Genomic DNA, 20,391 nt, shown 5'->3' on the forward strand with positions numbered 1-20,391 from the left:
TATGATGACCCGCCCGGCGTCAGAATGGCAGGGGTTAGTGAACGATCTTTTCTTCTTTGACGAACATGTTCGCCCAGGCGCGGTCGATCAGGTCGGGGCTCATCTGATAGGGGATGCCTTCGAATTCGCAGATCGAGATCATCTGGTCGATCAGGAAGATCGGTTGATAATTGGCGTAGATATTGTTGATGGTTGGGTATTTGACCTTCAACAAATGTACCAAAGCAGCTTCATCCAGCGGCATGCCGCGTTTGCGGGCGACCATGGCGAAGATTTTCAGGAAGTTTTCCTGGTTCGGGCCGTCGATCTTGATCTTAAAGAAGATCCGGCGCAAGGCCGCTTGGTCGAAAATCTCATTCGGGTGGAAGTTGGTCGAAAAGATCACCAGCGTGTCAAAAGGCACCTCAAACTTCTCGCCCGATTGCAGACCTAGGATATCCTTGCTTTCTTCCAGCGGAACAATCCAGCGGTTGATCAGTGCCTGGGGTGGCTCGGCCTGACGGCCAAGGTCGTCCACGATAAAGATGCCGCCGGTCGATTTCAGCTGCAGCGGGGCCTGATAGGTCCGTGCGGTGGGGTTGTAGACCAAGTCCAGCATGCTCAGCGACAGTTCACCACCGGTCACAACGGTCGGGCGCTCGCACTGCACGTAGCGGGTGTCGAACCGTTTGCGGCGGCGAAGGCTGTTGGGGTCGTCAGCCTCTTGTTCGATCGCCGTGTGTACGATCGGGTCATAAACGGTGATCACCTGACCGGCATATTCGATTGCGCGCGGAACATAGACACTGTCCCCCAACGCATCGCGAATCCCGTTCGAAATCGAGGATTTACCATTGCCCGGCGGTCCATACATCAGGATCGAGCGACCCGCGCTGACCGCAGGTCCAAGGTGATCCAACAGGCTGTCGGGCAGAACCAGATGGCCCATAGCACCGGTTAGCTGATCGCGTGTCACCTGAATATTGCGGATCGACTGGCGCTTGACCTGTTCGCGGTACACGTCCAGCGGAACCGGCATCGCGCCAAAGTATTCCGACTGGCTAAGCGCATCCAGCGCCCGCGCCTTACCGGCATCGGTCAACTGGTAACCCATCTCATTGCCGCTATTGGCGTTCAGCGTACCTGTCGCCTCAAGCAATTTTTGTTCGCGTGAGATATCGATCAATTCCTGTGTTACCGCACCGGGCAGGCAAATCGCTTCGGCCACTTCCGAAACGGTGTCTACGTTCTTGCGGAACATCGTTTTCAACAGAATGTCCCGCATCATCACGATCGGAAGCCGCATTTCACCCAGCCCTTTGGGGGCAGGAGGGGCCATGACCGAGGTTGTCTGCATATTCATGAGCGTCGCCCGTCTATCCAGTATTCACGCCAAAAGCCCCCACGGGGCCGCTTGGTAGAAAAACTGGCCTTGCTTTGTGGCAGTACCAAGGCATCGACAAGGCGGGTTAATGATAGTTTACGAGCCGTAAACAGTTCCCAGTATCAGATAAAGGGCGAGGCTACCGCCAAGCGCAAATCCCATGGGAAATTGCTTGCCCCTGTTCCAGCTTTCCCATTCGGGCGCGATGGCCCTTAAGGGGGTCGCCTTGGCCAACCGATGCGTGGCAAATGCCGCCAATGTAGTTGCCATCAAAATCAGGATCACCGCGCGAAAATCGGCGGTCCACACAAACGGAGAAGCCGCCGCAATGAACTTGGCGTCCCCCGCGCCCATGACCCCGGCGACATTAAACAGGATGCCCAAAACCAGAAAGACGAGCGCGTGCAGAAGTTGCCAGATATAAGGTGGAAGGGAAATCGCAATTGGCCCCAGCCGCCCCTGCGTCCACTCCATTGACCAAGGAGGCAGTAGAAACAGACCGATCACCACAAAGACGCCAAACAACGCTACCACAGCGTGGTTCTTGATCAGCATCTCGCGCATGTCAGTGAAAGCGACATAAAAACAGATCGGCAGGACGAACGGCAAAAACCAAGCCGCGGCCTCTGCTGGGATGTGCATCAATCAGGCTTCCTCGAGCGCACGGAGCGAACGAACCGCTTCCTCGTAGTGCTGCGGGTGCGTGGAAATCGCTTCCCGGAACAGGTTCTTCGCAGTGGCAACATCGCCTTGTTTGACTGCGGAAATCCCCATTGTGTTCAGCAACATAGCGCGTTCAACCTGCGTCATCGGGACAACCGGCATCGCATAGTTTCCCTGAGCCGCACGCGCCAGAACCAGATTGTTCTTGGCGGTAAAGAGGGTCCGGTCCTGACGAATTGCTTCAGCGAACAGACGCTCGGCGTCTTCGTAATCGCCGCGCGACAGTTTGGAGTAGCCCCAATTGTTCATCACGCTTCCGGGACGGGTCGTCAAACCGACAGCGGTTTCATAAAAATGGTCCGCGCGGCTCCAATCTTTTTGAGAATCCGCGACAACCGCCTCGAGGCGATACCGTTTGAATGTCTCATAGGTTGGCGAAATACCGTCCAGCACCGTCTTGGCCTGATTCCAATCGCCCGACCGGACCAGCGCGTCCGCATACTCCACACGGTCCACGTTGCCGGACCCTTTCATAGTGGTGACCTTTTTCCAAGCGGCCTTCGCCTCGGTGGTGCGCTTCGCGCGAGACAGTGAAATGGCCAGACCGCGCTGCAAATCAATCCGACCAGGGTTCTTTGCGGCTGCGCCCTGGAAATAGGTCACGGCCTCGTTCGGGTCTGCGGCGGTCAGCAGAACATCGTTCAAATTGGTCTCGTCGATGACGTTTACTTCCTGAAACGTCTTTTCGACCTTTTCCTCTTCGGTTTCTTTTTCGCAGGCCGACAGGATCAGCCCACACAAAACCATCGACGGAATCAAGAATTGTTGGCGCATTTTTGCGTCCCTTACTGCTCTGGCTCTGGTTCCGGGAGCTTGCGCAGCGTAAATTGCCCGTCGCCTTGCTGCTCCAGTGTGTATTCTTGTTCTTCTGGAGTAGTATTAACAGGATTTTCCATTTTTGCGAGAGCTAAGCGCAGATTGTCCAGAATTGCGTCACTTTCGCCATTGTCCAACGCGAAGGCGCGCCGAAAGACCTGAGCGGCCTCAGGATATTCGCCTTTTTCGATCAGCAAAACGCCCAGATTGTTCCAGGCAACGGACCATTCAGGGTCCTCCTCGACCGCGCGGCGCAACAGGGTTTCAGCCGGCTTCAACTGCTTCAGACCCAGATTTGCAGTGCCCATACCGGTCAGGATTTCGGAGGTCATACCCTGATCCAGAGCGGCACGGGCAAAGGAATCCAAGGCAAGATCATATTCACCCGATACCAGCAGGCGATTGGCGACCACCAACGGATCCTCGGCCTCGCCATCCGGATCAAAGCTAGGCGGGGTGAGGTTGTCACTCTGCGTCGTTTCCGTGCAAGAGGCCACCATGGTAAAAACCATGATGGCCTGCAGCATGCGGCGCACCCTGTTTGAGACGCCCCTGTTTATGTTTTTCATCGGTTTTTTTAACCACTGCCAGTGTTTGCGAAATCCGAGATAGCTTTTGCCGAAGGACCGACCAAAATGACCAGCAACGGCGGCACCGTCAAAATCATTGTGGCAAGTGTCATTTTGGTTGGCAACTTGTTAGCGGCCTCTTCGGCCCGCATAACACGTTTGTCACGCATTTCGCTGGCATAAACCCGCAGAGCGTCTGCGATCGACGTCCCGAAAGTGGCCGACTGGATCATCACTGTCACGAACGAGTTGACGTCCTGCACCCCGCATCGCGTCCCAAAGTCACGCAGAACAGTGTCTTTGTCCTTACCAGCCTTCAGCTCGTAGGCGACGACCTCGAACTCCTGCGCGATGTCAGGGTAGGAGGCTTTCATTTCGGACGCGACCCGGACGATGGCCTGGTCCAATGATTGGCCGGCCTCAACACAAACCAGCATCAAGTCTAACGTGTCAGGGAAGCCGGCTTCAATGGCACCCTGCCGCTCGGCGACGCGTCTGGTGATCCAATAGCGGGGCAGGAAGTAGAGAGCGGCCGCAGGGATCAAAACGCGAATGATCATCTGTTGCGAGGTGAACTCCTGGTCTCCGGCAAAAACGGTTACCAAAGACATACCGATCAGTAGGCCGACGATGCCCAGAGCGAATTGCGCAAAGTGGAAGAAGCGAACGGCGTCCTTGGACTGATACCCCGCCTGACGCAGTTTGAGCTGCATTGCAGAGAGTTCTTCTTCATTTTTCGGCTCCAGAAAGCTCGAAAACTTTTCAAGCTGTTCGTTGCGGCCCGCGGTGCGCAGTTTGTCGCGCTTGTCCTTCTTGCTCTTCTTCGGTGCCGCTTGCGAACGCTGCAACTTTTTCAGCGGATCTTCACGCTGATTCATCATCAACGGAATGGCGACAAGGATCATTAGTACCCCCAGCGCGCCCACGATGATCAACGGGCCGAATTCGCCGAGATGTTCTGTGATCAAGTTATTGATATGGGTCAGGAATTCCATGGAGTCCTCCTCAGACCTTAATGTTTGTGAGAATGCGCATGACGATTAGGTTCACCGTGAGCATGATGCCAACAAAGAAGCATGCCGGGATAAACCAGGGATGGTCCAGAACCTCGTCATAGTATCCAGGGTCTTTCACCAGAATGAAGACCAGGCAAAAGACGGGGAAGCCGGACAGGAACTTACCGGACCATTTCGCCTCGGCCGTGATGGCTTTTACACGACGGAACAGACGGAACCGTGATCGAATGACAAGCGCCAAACCAGCAAGAACCTCGGCCAGGTTACCCCCGGATTGTTGCTGAATGCCGACGGCAACGGACAGAAAGCGCAGATCCTGCATGTCGAGCCGCTCGGCCAGATCCTTCAGGGCCTCGCCCACGTCGCGGCCATAGGCACATTCGTCCGCAATCACGCCAAACTCGGTTGCAAGTGGATCCTGAACCTCGTTCGCCACAATCTGGATGGTGGATACGAACGGGTTACCGACCCGAAGCGAACGCACCATCAGTTCCACAGCATCTGGCAATTGTTCTTCCAGCATGGCCATGCGCTTGCCGGCCTTGTGATTCACCCACGCATACACGCCTCCAACGCCGATAGCGATTGAGAGCGCAATACGCAGGACCACATCTGTCGCGGTTCCGATGCTCAACCCCATGAAGGCAAAGCCCGACACCAGGACCATGATCATGATCAGTTGCCGCGGCGAAAACGCAATCGCCGCCTTCTGCGCCTTGTCGGCCAGAAGCGAATAGAGCGGGATGCTCTGGGATTTCATGTGCTGCTGCATTTCCTTGCGCAGCTGTTCCAGAACCTGTTCGCGCCCGACACCTTTATCGAGCATGTCCAGACGTCGATTGACGCGGCTGTTTAAGCTGATGGATTTGCCAAAGGCGACCAGATAGATCCCTTCGACCAGTGCCAATACGGCGACGAAAATGACGACGTAAATAAGGGCCTCGACCGGCAGTTGCATGATAGGAACTCCTTACATTGTCGTCGGTTCATAGATCGCCGGGGGCAGGTCAAAGCCCCACAGACGGAACCGCTCGGAATAGTGGCTACGTACACCGGTGGCGGTGAAATGACCGATGATTTTGTTCTCGGGCGTCAATCCAACACGTTGAAATCTAAAGATTTCTTGCATCGATATGACGTCACCTTCCATGCCTGTGATCTCAGTGATCGAGGTCATTCGGCGCGAGCCATCCTGCAAGCGGCTGGCTTGCACGATCAGGTTCACAGCGCTTGAGATCTGGCTGCGGACCGCCTTGATCGGCATTTCGATCCCAGCCATTGCAATCATGTTTTCCAAACGCGAGATCCCGTCCCGGGCCGAGTTGGCGTGGATCGTGGTCATCGACCCGTCGTGACCGGTGTTCATGGCCTGCAACATGTCGATCACCTCGGCGCCACGCGTCTCGCCTACGATGATGCGGTCAGGGCGCATACGCAGGGCGTTTTTCAGACAGTCGCGCGGGCTGACTTCGCCTTTGCCTTCCACGTTGGGCGGGCGGCTTTCCATCCGGCCCACATGGGTCTGTTGCAGCTGGAGTTCCGCCGTATCCTCGATGGTCAGGATACGCTCGGCGTCATCGATAAAGCTGGACAGGGCGTTCAGCGTGGTCGTTTTACCCGAACCGGTACCTCCCGAGACGATCACGTTCAGCCGGGTCGACACGGCGGCTTGCAAATAGGCCGCCATTTCTTCGGTGAACGCGCCGAAATTGACCAGGTCGTCAATGCCCAGCTTATCCTTTTTGAACTTACGAATGGACACAAGCGAGCCATCCACCGCAATTGGCGGTACCATGGCGTTGAAACGCGAACCATCGGCCAGACGGGCGTCAACATACGGGTTGGATTCATCCACACGACGACCCACGGCGGACACGATCTTGTCGATGATCCGCATCAGGTGCTTTTCATCTTTGAACGTGATGTCGCTGATTTCCAGCTTACCATGACGTTCCACGAAAATCTGTTGCGGGCCGTTTACCAGAATATCGTTTACGGTATCGTCCTGAAGCAACGTTTCCAGCGGCCCAAGCCCGGTGACTTCGTCATATAGTTCTTTGTTCAGTTGCGAACGGTCATCGCGGTTGAGCACGATGTTCTTGTCTTCCAGAACCTCGCTGGCGATCGAGCTGATCTCGGCCCGCAGTTCGGCTTCGCCCGCATTCTCAAGGGCCGCCAGGTTCAGGTTCTCAAGCAGTTCACGATGCAACTCGATCTTGATCTCGCCCAACCGCTCCTTACGCTTGCGTTCCTTGTCACTTGCGACCGGCTCGGCGGTTTTTTTCTTGAGCGGACGCCGCGCGACCGCAGTCGCCGAAGCTGCTTTTTCCGGCGCCGGGGCAGGTGTCGCGGCTTGCGCCTTGATTGCTTCGACCGGCTGTCCGGCGGGCTGTTTCTTGTATCTTGAAAACACGTCGGATCCCCCTTTGGGATGATGTTACGCGGCCTCGGCGCTGCTGCTGCCAAGGGTGTGAAGTGACTTTGCCAGTTTTGCGATTTCCTTGCGCAATGGGTTCTTCGCTGCCGAATTGGCCAGCGGTAGACCGTGATCGCCGCTTTGCATCACCGGCTTGCCGCCGTCGGGTAGTTGCAGATCAATCGAAATACCCAGGCTTTCGCCCATACGTTTCACGCGGCTTTTACCGTTTAGATCAGTGAATTTCGGGGCCCGGTTCAGGGCAAACCGTAGCTTGTTGAAGGGCAGTTCCTCGGCCTGCAACGCGCGCTTGAGGCGTAGAGCGTTTTGGGCCGAGCGCATATCCAGCTCGATCAGGGCGAAATATACATGCGCGGCCTGAAGAACGGTTTCCGACCACTGCACCAGCGTGCTCGGCATATCGACGATCACATAGTCAAAGTGCTTGCGCGCGGTATCAATCACGCGCTGGATGTCTTCGGGAGTGATCAGATCCAGCGGAACCATGTCCGAAGGGGCCGTTAGAACCTGCATCTTGTCTTCGTAGCTTTGCAGCGCTTGCGAGAAGACATCGTCATCCATCGAATCCGTGTCTGACAGCATCTCGAACACCGTTTCGCGACGCGGCAGGTCCAGATAGGTCGACACGGTGCCAAACTGCAAATCCAGATCCAACAGGCAGACCTTCGGGGTTTCCTTGTCCGATGCGGTTGCCAATTCCCAGGCAAGGTTGACGGCCATTGTCGTCGATCCGACGCCGCCAGCCAGCCCATGCACAACGAACAAAGCACCTTCTTTCGACTCGCCCTGCGTCAGCTGAACCGCAGCTTGTTGTGCGACAACGACGGGGTCAGGCTGATTCATGCGCGCGATTGCTTCTTGCAGTTCGCCTTCGGGAAGAGGGTAGGGAACAAATTCGTCCGCGCCCTTGCGCAGCAACTGATGCAGCGATGCCGGAGTCACATCTTCGGCAATAAGGACGACTTTGATTTTCTTTTCTTTAGCGCGCGAGATGATCTCGCCCATCTGGGTCAGGTTGTCCTCGTCTTCGCCGTCAATGGCCAATGCGACGAATTCCAGGTTGTCCGCCTCGGGCTGTCCAAAGAAAGCAAGTGCTTCCGCAAATCCCAGATCGCCCCAGCGCTCACCCAGAGCGGCTTCCATATCTTCGATGAGCAAGTCGAAATTCTGGACATCTCTGCTGATCGTGCAGGCCAGAATGGCGGTGTTATCATCTTGCGTCGTTGCGCTTGTCATTAACCCAATCCTCATCATGAGGGCAGCCATCCCGGCGAACGCAATCGTTCGATCAGGCTGGCTGTTGCCCTGCTGCGACCTTTTACGGCCGACTTCACCCAATTGTTGAAAATGTGGCTTGGAACTTAGGCAAGATTTAGGCGCAAAAGAACCAATTGTAGGGAATTGGGCGACGATGTCGCCCAATTCAAGTTTATTGTTTTATTCGCCGCCGTCGGAGGTGTCACCGAGGTTCGTTTCAGCGCGCAACTGGCTTTCATACGTCGCGCTTCCGACATATTCGCGGTAGATCACTTCGGCGTATTTACCGTCCAGAATCAGCGGGTTACCGTCCACAAAGCCGGAAACCTCTGTCACGGTCCGGCGGTTGCGGCGGTCCCTGTTCGGCGTGTCGATTAACGGACGCGTTTTGCCGAAGGATACAACAGCCTCAAGACGGGAGCGTGAAATGCCCTGTTGAGTCAGGAATGCCACTGCTGCGTTTGCCCGGCGTTGACCCAAGGCTTGGTTGTAAGCCTGAGAGCCGACCGCGTCGGTGTGACCGTAAACCCGGAAGCGCGCTTCTGGGAATTGTTTGATCCAAGCCGCTTGCCGCAACAGAATCCGCCGTGCCGATTCATCCAGCTGTGCGCTGTCGAAGGCAAAGTTGATCTGCGTCGGCACCTCGGCGGCGAATCTCTGACCCAGAATCTGAGCGTAGCTCAGGTCGCCGTTCAGGACACGCGTGTTGTGCAGTGTCGCATTTCCGAATGCGCCTTGGTCGATTTCATATCCGGCCTCTCGCGTACACGCGGTGACAGAGACCGAAAGACCCAGTGCGATTATCCACTTTTGCATTGGTCCTATCCTCCTATCAATCCAGGACGTAGCCGTAAGAGCTACCGAAGTCCTGCTTGGCGACCTCAGAAGCCGCGCCGGCTCCGGCGGGTTCGGTTCGTGCGACACGGCCATTGATAAACAGATCAAATTCGCTGGGTGGTTTGACCCGATCTGTCGGCAATGCCAAAGCTTCGCCACGTGTGGGCGACACCAGGTGTGCCGTCACAATGATGACCAACTCACTTTGCGCACGCTGGTATTCCGCGCTGCGGAACAGGGCACCCAAAACCGGCACATCGCCGATCCAGGGAACCTGGCTGTTGATGTCGGTAAAGTCATCCTGAATCAGCCCAGCGATTGCGAAGCTCTCACCATCGCGCAGTTCAACAGTTGTGCTGGTTTGGCGAACGATGAAGGTGGGAACATTGTCACCCTGGATTGTGAAGTCCGAGTTTCCGTCAATGGCCGACACAGAGGCCGCCATTTCAAGATTAATAATGCCGTCATCCAGAACGCGGGGGATAAAGTCCATCTCTACGCCGAAGGCGCGATATTCGATCGCGATGACGCCATCGTCCTGTGGCACAGGAATCGGGACCTCACCACCGGCAAGGAAGGTGGCTTCCTGACCGGACAGGGCCGAGAGATTCGGTTCTGCCAGGCTGCGGGCCAGGCCTTTGGATTCCAACGCTTCAAGCAGCAGGCGAACCTGAGTAGACCCTGCGCCAAATCCAAAGAGGATTGCGCCGGTATTCGTCTGAACGACTGGAATGTTATTGTTCAACGCATTCGTCAGAGCCGGAAGGTTGTTCAACGTGTTGAAACCACCTGATGTGTCAGTCCCGGCAAAGCCCAGCGACGCGGTCAGGCTTTTGGCAACCGACCGGTTCATCTCGGCAAAGCGAACTTTCAGCATCACTTGTTGAACACCACCGACCGACATCAGGTTGGACACACGTTCGGGCGCGTAGCGCTCGGCCAACTCCAATGCGCGGGCCAGTTTGCCGGAACTGGATACTGTCCCGGACAATACGATCCCGTCATTGGCAGTTCGTACTTCAATCCGCTCATTGGGAAGGATCTGACGCAGACGCTCTTTGAACTCCGATACATCCGGCGAAACCCGGACCCGAACATTCGCAAGCAAGTTACCTGCACCGTCGAACAATGTCAGAGTGGTCAGACCGGGGGCTTTACCCAATACATAGATCGTGCGATCCGAAAGCGACGAAATATCAGCGATGCCAGCGTTGGCAATGCTGAGCTCGGCGAACGGCTGCTCACTCTCAACAACAATGGCGCGGTTCATCGGGACATCCAGCGTTTCCGCTGTTCCCTTCTTTACCACGCGAAGACTTTCAGCCCAGGCGGTCTCACCGATTGAACTGATAACAAGCGTCAACCCCAGCAGGGTTGCGCTGATCCAAGAATATATTTTCATGTGACCTGCCTCTCCGATCACGCCTCGTTTTAGGTTTAGCACCTTATGCCTGTTAACCCTGCGCGAATTACGAATTTATTGCAATAATCAAGGGTTTCTGGAATTTTCCTTATGTGGACAATTCGCAACATCCAAAATGAAACAAGCCGCGCAGAGGCGCGGCCTGTCATCCTAAAGCGCTGATTTGGCGCTAGTTTGTGCAGGGTGTCACGATTCCGGTATCAAAGATTTCGGCGCCGCGACGGGTCTTAATCGTGCAGACTTCTTCGACGGCTGCAGGTGCCGCAGGAGCGGTCTCTTTGATTCCCAACAACTTGCGTTGGTCAACCTCGACGGCGCTTGCAACCGTCTCATCTTGTACGCCAACCAGAGCCAATGACAAACGGCCTGTGTTCTGCGCTTGCGCTAGGGCGGCAATCTGTTCAGGTGTAGCCGCAACAGTAACAGTACGCGCGATCGTTGCGCCAGCCAGATCTGATCCGGCGGTTTGATCGACTGCAATCAACTCGATATTTGTCTGGATCAGACGAGTGATTTCGCCGTTGTTGCCGGCAATCGCACCGCTAAGAGAGCCGGTCCAATACACGTCGACCTTGTCGCTGGGGCGTAGGAAGCCCGAAACCCCCGAGGCCACGTCGACACGGATTGCGAACGCACGCATCCCTTTGGCAAGGCGCGAGGTCAGACCTGCTGCTTCGCCCGGCTCAGTCACTTTGACGGCCATCAAAGCTTCATCTTTTTCCATTGTCCTCAGTACAAAACGGTCGCCCTTTGCTGCTTCTGGAAAAAATGCTGCCATTTCGGAAAAAGTGCCTTCGGGAATCGCATCTTCGGGCCATTTCACGACGCGCACATCTTCCTGGGCGATGCGCTCACCATATTTCAGGGCGCGTGTTGATACCAAAACGTCAACAGTCGGCACGGATTTGACATTCGCCAAAGCCTCTTCCGCCGCTCGTTTCTGTCGCTCCACTTCTGCCTGAGTCTGGGCGATATAGTCCCGCGCCAAGTAAACAGCGCCACCGGCCAAAGCCACCCCTATAATCAGGACTAGTCCAAATACTGCACGCATTCGTGTCCCCTCGTATCATTTTGTTGTCGTTTAATCGCCGATTGGATTTCGGCCATGCTCGACCTTGGGTATCGGTCAATTGTGTCGAAAAGAGGGACAATCCCGATAGTTTTTGCGTTTTTTTGTGCAGAGCTTACTCAAGCCTACACTGAACTTAAGAATCTGGGCTGTCCGAAAAATCCAGGTCTATTTCATGCACAACTACAGACGAGACCGCGGCGCCGTTTCTGGCGTCCAAGTCTTTTACTGGTTCCGCTATGTAAAGGCCGATGAAAGAAGCGAATCCAACAATCGCGGCGGTCAAAACAACCCAGTCGACCGTGACTGCTCCATTTTCGCAATCCAAAAACTGTTTAAGTCTTTTTAGCATGTGGCACCATGGCAAGGACGCTTAAAAAAAATGGGGCCAAGCCTAACTAAGCATGACCCCACCGAATTTGTTTTCAACAGGAGTGGTATTACGGAGTAGTACCAAACGAAGTGTTGATGTCGGACGGAGTGTCAACCGTGCCAAGTGCGGTACCGACGTTGCGCGAAACAGTCGCGGTGCCGTCGCCGATCTGAGTGTAAGCAACTGCGGCCAGGCCGACGATAGCTGCGGTCAGAACGACCCAGTCAACTGTTACGGCGCCGTCTTCGTCTTTGCAGAAGTTCTTGATGAACTTGATCATGTTACGTCCCTCCTAAGGATCAAAATAGTTAAGTAAACCTCGGCGTCTTCCAGAGCTTTCTCTCTCAGTCCGCTCCCGACCGTCTCGGTATGGCATTATGTTTGACGGGCAGGCGTGGCAGGAATTGGGCCAAACCCCAAATTTTTTCGCTTAAGTTTAACTTTTTGATAGCTTTCACGGTAAGTCACTGAGAATAAACAATTAAAATATTCTCTTTTGCTCGAGGATGTGAAATCTGCGATGCAAAATTGCGGCAAATGAGGCGAATCTGCCCCAATTCACGTTGTTTTTATGGCCTTAGCCGTCGATTCCGGGTTCATATCAGCCAAAAGAAATCCGTGAGGCGGGCAAAATGAATCTCCGGAATGTAATGCTGAGCGTCAGCTTGGCGGTTGCGACGATATTGGCTCCTGTTCAAGCGCTTGCGCAGACGCAAGAGCCAAGAGGTGTCTATAAACGTGTCAAAGCGCCAAGGCCGGGGACGCGCCCACGCGTGACCGTGCAGATAACACCTCAGGAACATGCGGCGGCTCCGTCCGCGCCCAGTACCGGGGCAGAGATTGAGGTGCCGGAGGTAATCGCTCGTACCCGCGTCGCACCTCCGGCCTTGCCGGGCGGATCGGACAAACCGGTTGGGTCCTACAAAGCCTTCTGGGACAAGATATCTCCTGAATTGGCGCAGGCCCGGGCTGGCCGGTTGGAAGATGCGATGAATGCGCTGATCGCAATCAACGTGGCCTCCCCTCGGCTGCAGACCCTTCAGACCATTGCACAGCAGCAAGGGATTGAGATCCTGCGGCAGACCGTGGGCACTAATGTGTCCCCAGCATTGGTTTTGGCTGTGATCTCGGTGGAATCGGCTGGCCGGTCTGACGCGGTCAGTTCAGCAGGTGCACAGGGGTTGATGCAGCTTATGCCTGCCACTGCCAGGCGCTTTGGCGTCGAGGACAGTTTTCACCCCGGCCAGAACATCTCGGGTGGTGTGAAATATCTGGACTGGCTGATGAACGAGTTCGACAACGACCCGATTCTGGTGCTGGCGGGCTACAACGCAGGCGAGGGGTCGGTGCGCAAACATGCCGGGGTGCCACCGTTTTCCGAGACTCGGGACTATGTGCCCAAGGTGCTAGCGGCGTTTCAGGTGGCCCGCGCGCTTTGTTCCACGCCACCCCAATTCATTTCCGACGGCTGCGTGTTTCAGACGCTGAATTGAAATAGGCCCGCTTGAACCAGCGGGCCTTTTCATTGGATACTCAGTTGACGATATTGGCCTCGGTGGCGGCACGAATCTCGTCCTCGGTCACGCCCTCGGCGATCTCGACGATCTTGAGGCCGCCGTCGACCACGTCCATCACACCCAGATTGGTGATGATGCGGTTCACCACTTTTTTGCCTGTTAAAGGCAGGGTGCATTTCTTCAGCAACTTTGATTTGCCGTGCTTGTTGGTGTGATCCATCACTACGATCACGCGGCCCACACCTGCCACCAGATCCATCGCACCGCCCATGCCTTTGACCAGCACGCCGGGGATCATCCAGTTGGCCAGATCGCCTTCTTCATCGACTTCCATCGCGCCCAGAACAGCGGCGGCGATCTTGCCGCCCCGGATCATGCCAAAGGACGTGGCACTGTCGAAATAGGACGTACGAGATAGCTCGGTAATCGTTTGCTTGCCCGCGTTGATCAGGTCGGGGTCTTCCTCGCCCTCGAAAGGGAAGGGGCCCATGCCCAGCATTCCGTTCTCGGATTGCAGAGTGATGTCCTTGTCGCCCACATAATTCGCCACCAGCGTCGGAATACCGATGCCGAGGTTCACATACATGCCGTCTTCCAACTCTTGCGCTGCGCGGGCGGCCATTTGATTGCGGTCCCAGGGCATTATGCGTCCTCCTTCCTGCGGGTGGTGCGTTGTTCGATGCGCTTTTCGTGGCTGCCTTGAATAATGCGATGCACATAGATGCCGGGCAGGTGGATCGCGTCGGGGTCCAGCGAGCCACGAGGCACGATTTCCTCAACCTCGGCCACGCAGACCTTGCCGCAGGTCGCAGCGGGCACGTTGAAGTTCCGGGCAGTCTTACGGAACACCAGATTGCCGGTGTCGTCGGCCTTCCACGCTTTGACGATCGCGAGGTCGGCAAAAATGCCTTCCTCCATTATGTAAGTCTCGCCGTTGAAGTCCTTGTGCTCTTTACCTTCGGCGATCACGGTGCCCACGCCGGTCTTGGTATAGAAACCGGGGATACCTGCGCCACCGGCGCGCATACGTTCGGCAAGAGTACCTTGCGGGTTGAACTCTAGCTCGAGTTCGCCGGCCAGGTACTGACGCATGAATTCGGCGTTTTCGCCAACATACGAGCTGATCATCTTCTTGACCTGCTTGGTCTGCAACAGAATGCCGATGCCGAAATCGTCGACGCCTGCGTTGTTCGACGCAAAGGTCAGGTTCTGCGTACCTGCCTCCTTGATGGCCTCAAGCAACAGTTCCGGAATACCGCAGAGGCCAAATCCGCCTGCAGCGATGAACATGTCGTCATGCAGCAGCCCGTCCAGCGCCTCGGCCGCGTTTGCATAGATTTTTTTCATGAAAAAACTCCCCCAATGACATGGTGATGGGCAGGTTGTGCCGCCACGTCACGGGGAAGTCAACGAATCCAACAGGGTGGTGGTATTTCTACCTATGAGGCCGCCTTTTTGGCTGTCTTCTTCGCTGCGGCTTTCTTCTTGGGGGCAGCTTTCTTTTTGGTGCCTTTCTTGGTAGCGCGTTCGTTGACCAGTTCGATGGCCATTTCCTGCGTCACGTCCTCGGGCTTGATATCCTTGGGGATGGTCGCGTTGACCTTTTCCCATTTGACATATGGCCCATAACGCCCGTCCAGCACCTGCATCACGCCGCCATCAGGGTGATCGCCCAATTCCTTGAGCGGTTTTGCCGCCGCCCGACGCCCACGGCCCGGATTGGCGCGCTTTTCGGCCAGCATTTCAACCGCGCGGTTCATGCCGATTTCAAAGACGTCATTGGGGTCTTTGAGGTTGGCATATACCGGCTTCGCCTCTTCCGGCATCTGGTGCATGATATAGGGCCCGAACCGTCCGAAATTCGTGCTGATCATGCCGCCCTCGGGGTGTTCGCCGATCTGGCGGGGCAAGGACAGCAGCGTCAGCGCCTTGTCCAGATCCATGTCATCCTTGCTCCAGCCACGGGGGAGGGACGCACGCGGGGGTTTCTTGTTCTCGGGCGTTGGCTCGCCGCGCTGGACGTAAGGCCCGAACCGGCCGGATTTCAGCCAAATCTCATCGCCTGCATCTTCGCCCAACAGACGTTCGTCGCCTTCGGCCCCTTCACCCGCGATGGGGCGGGTATAGGTGCATTCGGGGTAGTTGCCGCAGCCGACAAACCCGCCGGTACGCGAGGTTTTCAAGTGCAGTTGCCCCAAGCCGCATTTCGGGCAAACGCGGGGGTCGGAGCCGTCTTCGCGCGGCGGATACAGCTGGGGTGCCAGCGCTTCATCCAGCTTGTCCAGCACTTCGGAAATCCGCAGATCGGACGTCTCGCCAATCGCGGCTGAAAAATCGCGCCAGAACTTGCCCAACAGGTCTTTGTAGTCGCGTTCGCCAGCGCTGACATCGTCCAACTCGCCTTCCAGATTGGCGGTGAACTCATAGCCCACGTACTGACGGAAGAAGTTCAGCAAAAAGATCGTGACAATCCGGCCTTTTTCTTCGGGGATCAGCCTGTTCTTATCCTTGCGCACATATTCGCGGTCCTGAATCGTGGTCACGATCGAGGCATAGGTTGACGGACGCCCGATCCCTAGCTCTTCCATGCGTTTGACCAGCGTGGCCTCGGTATAGCGTGGGGGTGGTTGGGTATGGTGTTGCAGGGCCAGAACGGCCTCATTGTCGGACAGAACTGCGGCCTTGTCCTCGGCTTTCGAGAACTGATCCTTAAGCGAGGTCTTGGCGAACCGCGCCGGATCGCCCTGCATGATCTGCGGCAGGCGTTTATCGTCGTCATCGGCAACGTCGTCGCGGCCTTCTTCATAGACGCGCATGAAGCCGTCGAACATGACCACCTGACCGGTGGCACGCAAACCGACTTGGCCGTCATCGCTGCCGATCTCGACCGTGGTGCGTTCCAGCCGTGCCGCGGCCATCTGACAGGCAATCGTGCGCTTCCAGATCAGGTCATACAGCTTGCGCTGATCCTCATCCGTGACCTTCAGGTCGCTGGCATCGCGCGACATATCCGTGGGACGGATACACTCGTGGGCCTCCTGCGCGTTTTTGGCCTTGTTCTTGTAGATGCGCGGGCTGTCCGGCACGTATTCCTTGCCATAGCGGTCAGAGATGGCATCGCGAGTGGCGGCCACGGCCTCGGGGGCCATGTCGATACCGTCGGTCCGCATATAGGTGATGTAGCCCGCTTCATACAGTCGCTGCGCCACCTGCATTGCATGGCGCGCGCCCATGCCGAACTTGCGGCTGGCCTCCTGCTGCAGGGTCGAGGTCATGAACGGGGCCGACGGGTTGCGCGCCGCAGGCTTCGCCTCGACGGAGGTAACGCTGAGTGCGCGGCTGGTGATCGCCTGCACAGCCAGTTCTGCCTGCGTGGCGTTTTTCAGGTCGTGCTTGTCCAGCTTGTTTCCAGCCAGAGTGACCAGACGCGCCTCATAAGTTTGGCCGCGCGGGGTCTCGAACAGCGCTTTGACCGACCAGTATTCGATCGGCTTGAATGCCTCTATCTCCATCTCGCGCTCGACGATCAGGCGCAGACAGACCGATTGCACGCGGCCTGCCGACTTCGCCCCGGGCAGCTTGCGCCACAGGACGGGGGACAAGTTGAACCCCACCAGATAGTCCAGCGCGCGGCGGGCCAGATAGGCTTCTACGAGAGGCATATCGACCTGACGTGGGTTCTGCATCGCCTCGGTCACGGCGTCCTTGGTGATGGCGTTGAAGGTCACGCGGCTGACGGGCGTGTCCTTCTTGATCGAGCGGCGCTTGGTCAGCGCCTCTTGCAGGTGCCAGCTGATCGCCTCGCCCTCGCGATCGGGGTCAGTGGCGAGGATGAGGGCGTTGTCTTCTTTCAAGGCGTCGGCGATGGCTTTGACATGCTTGCGGCTGTCGGTGCCGACTTCCCATTTCATCTCGAATTCATGTTCGGGATCGACCGATCCGTCCTTGGGTGGCAGGTCGCGCACATGGCCATAAGACGCCAGAACCGTGTAGTCGGGGCCAAGGTATTTGTTGATCGTTTTGGCCTTGGCAGGGGATTCTACAACAACTACAGGCATTTAGGGGAAAACCTCGCTCGACGAATTTGGCGCCTTCTATGATGGTGCAAAATGTGTAGGGCAAGAGCGAATTGTCAATGCGTTCCTTTGCTCATTGGAATTTAGAGGTGATTTCAAAGCGATACAGGCGAAAATCAGGCCTTTAAGCCGAAAGAGACAGCAACCCGCCCGGTTGACGTTGGATACGCCCTTCCAGCTCAAGATCCACAAGTGCAGGGCCGATTTCGCCAGCGGAGGCGGCGATGTCACGGATCAACTGATCCTCGGCAATTGGTGAGGGACCGAGGCGGGTCAGAATCGCCTGGTGCAACGTGGCAGGCGGGGTGGGCTTTGTGATTGTTGAGGTTTCCTGCGATCGAGTAGCTGTGAACAGGTCGTGCTGGGGCAGGGCTTCGATCACGTCTTCTGCCGAACGCACCAAAGTCGCCCCGTCGCGGATCAACAGGTTGCATCCTGCGGCGCGGGCATCAAAGGGATGGCCGGGAACGGCCAGAACTTCACGTCCCTGATCCAGTGCATCCCGCGCAGTGATCAGGCTGCCGGATTTGGCGGCGGCCTCGACCACGACAACCGCCTGCGCCAGCCCCGATATGATCCGGTTGCGGCGCGGAAAATGCCGGGCTTGCGGTGTCACGCCCATGGGCTGTTCCGATACACGCAACCCGGATTCGGCGATTTTATGAGCGAGATCAGTATTCTCGGCGGGATAGATCACATCTACGCCACCGGCCATCACAGCAACAGTACCTGTGTCCAACGCGGCCATATGCGCTGCGGTGTCGATCCCGCGTGCCAGGCCCGAGACGATGACATGTCCCTGTTTGCCAAGATCCGTCGCCAGCCCCCGCGCCATCCGCGCGCCGAGTGACGAGCAATTGCGCGCGCCAACCATCGCCACCGTAGGGTGGTGAATGATCGACACGTCGCCGATGGCCCACAGCATCGGCGGGGCATCGTTAAGATCGTTCAAAGCGTCAGGAAAATCGGCGGACCCAAGGCACAAAAGCTGCGCTTTGGCAGCTTTTGCGGCCTTGAGTTCCGCCTCAATCACGCCGGGCGGGCACGTTTCATACCCTTCAATACCGGCAGCGCGTGCCATTTCGGGCAGCGCGGCCAGCGCATTCTGCGCTGAGCCATGTTCCCGCAGCAGCCGACGAAACGTTGCCGGACCAACCTTGCGAGAGCGCAACAGACGAAGCCAGGAAAACCGATCCTCTTCCGTGGTGGGTGGGAGTGTGGGGTGATAGGAAGAAAGCTGCTCTTCGGTCATCCGTTGCTCCGCCTGATTGCAGAACTGGTTTACGACTGTAGGGGTTAACAGCTTCTGAATCCCCTCAAATTTTTCCGGTATTTTTGCGATTTGATCTCGTGACAATGTCTAGCGTTCTGAAAAATAACGAAAATATTTTCCGCAACAATAGGGCCACCAGATATTGCCCAAATCTATGCGCAGGATTTGGGGCGCAGTGTTAACCCTGCGCCCCAACAGACGAGCCACGATTCTAACCTAGGCCGCCGATCCGCCCACGGTCAGGCCGTCCATCAGAACGGTAGGTTGGCCAACGCCAACGGGCACCCATTGACCGTCCTTGCCGCACGTGCCCATGCCGGGATCCAGCGCCATGTCATTGCCAACGCCACGAATACGGTTCAGCGCGGACGGGCCATCGCCAATCAACGTGGCCCCCTTCACCGGTGCGCCGATTTTGCCGTTTTCGACACGGTAAGCCTCGGTGCACGAGAAGACGAATTTGCCATTGGTGATGTCCACCTGACCACCGCCAAACCCGACCGCCCAGATACCGTCCTTGATGTCAGCGACTAAGGATGCCGGGTCGGCGTCGCCACCCAGCATAACAGTATTAGTCATGCGCGGCATTGGTTTGTGAGCATAGCTTTGACGACGGCCATTCCCGGTAGGGGCAACCCCCATAAGACGCGCGTTCTGGCGGTCCTGCATGTAGCCGGTCAGGATGCCATCCTCGATCAAAACCGTGCGCGAACTGGGCGTGCCCTCATCATCGACCGAGATCGAGCCGCGCCGATCCGGGATCGTGCCATCATCTACCACGGTCACGCCTTTGGATGCGATTCGCTGCCCCATGAGCCCGGCAAAGGCGGAACTGCCCTTGCGGTTGAAGTCGCCCTCCAACCCATGACCGATGGCTTCGTGCAGCAGAATGCCGGGCCAGCCAGGGCCAAGCGCGACCTCCATCACACCGGCCGGGGCGGGGATGGCGTCGAGGTTGACCAGCGCGATCCTCAATGCCTCTCGCGCCTTGTCCTGCCAGTCTGCCGGGTCGATCAGCCCGTCCAACCCAACACGACCGCCCCCTCCGGCCGAGCCGCTTTCGCGGCGACCGTTCTGCTCGACAATCACCGAGATGTTCAGCCGCGTCATCGGTCGCACATCGCGTACCAGCACGCCATCGGGGCGGAGAATCTCAACCTCCTGCACAGCGGCAGCGATGGTTGCGCTGACTTGTACGACCCGAGGGTCCAGATCGCGGGCAAAGGCATCAATCTCGCGCAGGGTTTCGATTTTGACCGGAAAACTGGCGGATTCTATTGGGTCCTCATCCGTATAAAGCCGCTTGTTCGTAGCGCGCGGAGCGTCCGCCAGCGTTCCTCCGCCATCCCCAACCGCCAAACGCGCGGTTTCGGCGGCTCGTTTCAAAGCGCCGATCGAAACATCGGTGGAATGCGCGTACCCAGCCACTTCGCCTTGCACCGCCCGCAGGCCGAACCCTTCGGACGCGTCATAAGACGCAGTCTTTAGCCGACCGTCATCAAAGACCAACGCTTCGGATTTGCGACGCTCGACAAACAGCTCTCCGTCCTCGGCCCCGGCGGTGGCAGATTGAAGGACCGCAAGGGCTTCGTCCTGTGGAAGAACGCTTTCAAACGGGCGAAACGGGTCGTTGGGCATCACT

At 57.0% G+C, this 20,391-nt stretch carries 18 protein-coding genes; 1 reads left to right on the forward strand and 17 read right to left on the reverse strand.

From position 1 onward, the window contains the following. Positions 1 to 34 precede the first annotated feature (34 nt). The 12 genes from GOV79_RS15115 to GOV79_RS15170 all read right to left on the reverse strand — a co-directional run bounded on the left by GOV79_RS15115 (position 35) and on the right by GOV79_RS15170 (position 12,163). Positions 35 to 1,342 carry a DUF8689 domain-containing protein gene (locus GOV79_RS15115; protein WP_170769976.1) on the reverse strand — a complete coding sequence of 436 codons (1,308 nt, stop codon included), beginning with the start codon at positions 1,340 to 1,342 and terminating at the stop codon, positions 35 to 37. A 117-nt stretch (positions 1,343 to 1,459) separates the two neighbouring features. Then, positions 1,460 to 2,005: a prepilin peptidase gene (locus GOV79_RS15120; protein ID WP_170769977.1), complete on the reverse strand. Its 546-nt coding sequence runs from the start codon at positions 2,003 to 2,005 to the stop codon at positions 1,460 to 1,462. A 3-nt stretch (positions 2,006 to 2,008) separates the two neighbouring features. Next, positions 2,009 to 2,860, reverse strand: a complete 852-nt coding sequence (locus tag GOV79_RS15125) for a tetratricopeptide repeat protein (protein WP_170790392.1) — start codon at positions 2,858 to 2,860, stop codon at positions 2,009 to 2,011. 11 nt (positions 2,861 to 2,871) lie between these two features. Beyond that, positions 2,872 to 3,429, reverse strand: a complete 558-nt coding sequence (locus tag GOV79_RS15130) for a tetratricopeptide repeat protein (protein WP_237218035.1) — start codon at positions 3,427 to 3,429, stop codon at positions 2,872 to 2,874. A 50-nt stretch (positions 3,430 to 3,479) separates the two neighbouring features. Next, positions 3,480 to 4,466, reverse strand: a complete 987-nt coding sequence (locus GOV79_RS15135; protein WP_170769979.1) for a type II secretion system F family protein — start codon at positions 4,464 to 4,466, stop codon at positions 3,480 to 3,482. A gap of 10 nt (positions 4,467 to 4,476) precedes the next feature. Then, complete coding sequence (locus tag GOV79_RS15140; protein ID WP_170769980.1) at positions 4,477 to 5,445, reverse strand: type II secretion system F family protein; 969 nt, start codon at positions 5,443 to 5,445, stop codon at positions 4,477 to 4,479. A gap of 12 nt (positions 5,446 to 5,457) precedes the next feature. Continuing rightward, a complete protein-coding gene (locus GOV79_RS15145) occupies positions 5,458 to 6,900 on the reverse strand; it encodes a TadA family conjugal transfer-associated ATPase (protein ID WP_170769981.1) in 1,443 nt (480 codons plus the stop codon). Positions 6,901 to 6,924: 24 nt separating this feature from the next. Continuing rightward, on the reverse strand, positions 6,925 to 8,160 hold the full coding sequence (locus tag GOV79_RS15150; protein WP_170769982.1) for a CpaE/TadZ family protein: 1,236 nt from the start codon (positions 8,158 to 8,160) through the stop codon (positions 6,925 to 6,927). A gap of 201 nt (positions 8,161 to 8,361) precedes the next feature. Then, on the reverse strand, positions 8,362 to 8,997 hold the full coding sequence (locus GOV79_RS15155) for an OmpA family protein (protein ID WP_170782874.1): 636 nt from the start codon (positions 8,995 to 8,997) through the stop codon (positions 8,362 to 8,364). Positions 8,998 to 9,013: 16 nt separating this feature from the next. Then, positions 9,014 to 10,420, reverse strand: a complete 1,407-nt coding sequence (locus tag GOV79_RS15160; RefSeq protein WP_170782873.1) for a type II and III secretion system protein family protein — start codon at positions 10,418 to 10,420, stop codon at positions 9,014 to 9,016. Positions 10,421 to 10,610: 190 nt separating this feature from the next. Further along, positions 10,611 to 11,492 carry a Flp pilus assembly protein CpaB gene (cpaB, locus tag GOV79_RS15165; RefSeq protein WP_170782872.1) on the reverse strand — a complete coding sequence of 294 codons (882 nt, stop codon included), beginning with the start codon at positions 11,490 to 11,492 and terminating at the stop codon, positions 10,611 to 10,613. 458 nt (positions 11,493 to 11,950) lie between these two features. After that, positions 11,951 to 12,163: a Flp family type IVb pilin gene (locus tag GOV79_RS15170; protein WP_170769986.1), complete on the reverse strand. Its 213-nt coding sequence runs from the start codon at positions 12,161 to 12,163 to the stop codon at positions 11,951 to 11,953. A 370-nt stretch (positions 12,164 to 12,533) separates the two neighbouring features. On the opposite strand from GOV79_RS15170, the gene GOV79_RS15175 reads away from it, so the two are divergent. After that, positions 12,534 to 13,376, forward strand: a complete 843-nt coding sequence (locus GOV79_RS15175; protein ID WP_408015521.1) for a lytic transglycosylase domain-containing protein — start codon at positions 12,534 to 12,536, stop codon at positions 13,374 to 13,376. Between the two features lie 40 nt (positions 13,377 to 13,416). Here GOV79_RS15175 and GOV79_RS15180 read toward each other — a convergent pair whose 3' ends face one another. The 5 genes from GOV79_RS15180 to tldD form a co-directional block, all read right to left on the reverse strand. After that, positions 13,417 to 14,043 (reverse strand): CoA transferase subunit B, encoded by a 627-nt coding sequence (locus GOV79_RS15180; protein WP_170782870.1) that lies wholly within the window; start codon positions 14,041 to 14,043, stop codon positions 13,417 to 13,419. Beyond that, positions 14,043 to 14,747 (reverse strand): CoA transferase subunit A, encoded by a 705-nt coding sequence (locus tag GOV79_RS15185; RefSeq protein ID WP_170790394.1) that lies wholly within the window; start codon positions 14,745 to 14,747, stop codon positions 14,043 to 14,045. Before GOV79_RS15185 ends, GOV79_RS15180 begins: the two co-directional genes overlap by 1 nt. Positions 14,748 to 14,839: 92 nt before the next feature. Beyond that, positions 14,840 to 17,458 (reverse strand): type I DNA topoisomerase, encoded by a 2,619-nt coding sequence (topA, locus tag GOV79_RS15190; protein ID WP_170790395.1) that lies wholly within the window; start codon positions 17,456 to 17,458, stop codon positions 14,840 to 14,842. A gap of 142 nt (positions 17,459 to 17,600) precedes the next feature. Further along, positions 17,601 to 18,728 carry a DNA-processing protein DprA gene (gene dprA, locus GOV79_RS15195; protein WP_170790396.1) on the reverse strand — a complete coding sequence of 376 codons (1,128 nt, stop codon included), beginning with the start codon at positions 18,726 to 18,728 and terminating at the stop codon, positions 17,601 to 17,603. 237 nt (positions 18,729 to 18,965) lie between these two features. Beyond that, positions 18,966 to 20,387, reverse strand: coding sequence for a metalloprotease TldD (gene tldD / locus GOV79_RS15200; RefSeq protein ID WP_170790397.1), 1,422 nt, complete (start codon positions 20,385 to 20,387; stop codon positions 18,966 to 18,968). Positions 20,388 to 20,391: the final 4 nt, after the last annotated feature.

The sequence above is a fragment of the Ruegeria lacuscaerulensis genome (assembly GCF_013034745.1).
Taxonomy (GTDB): Bacteria; Pseudomonadota; Alphaproteobacteria; order Rhodobacterales; family Rhodobacteraceae; genus Ruegeria; species Ruegeria lacuscaerulensis_B.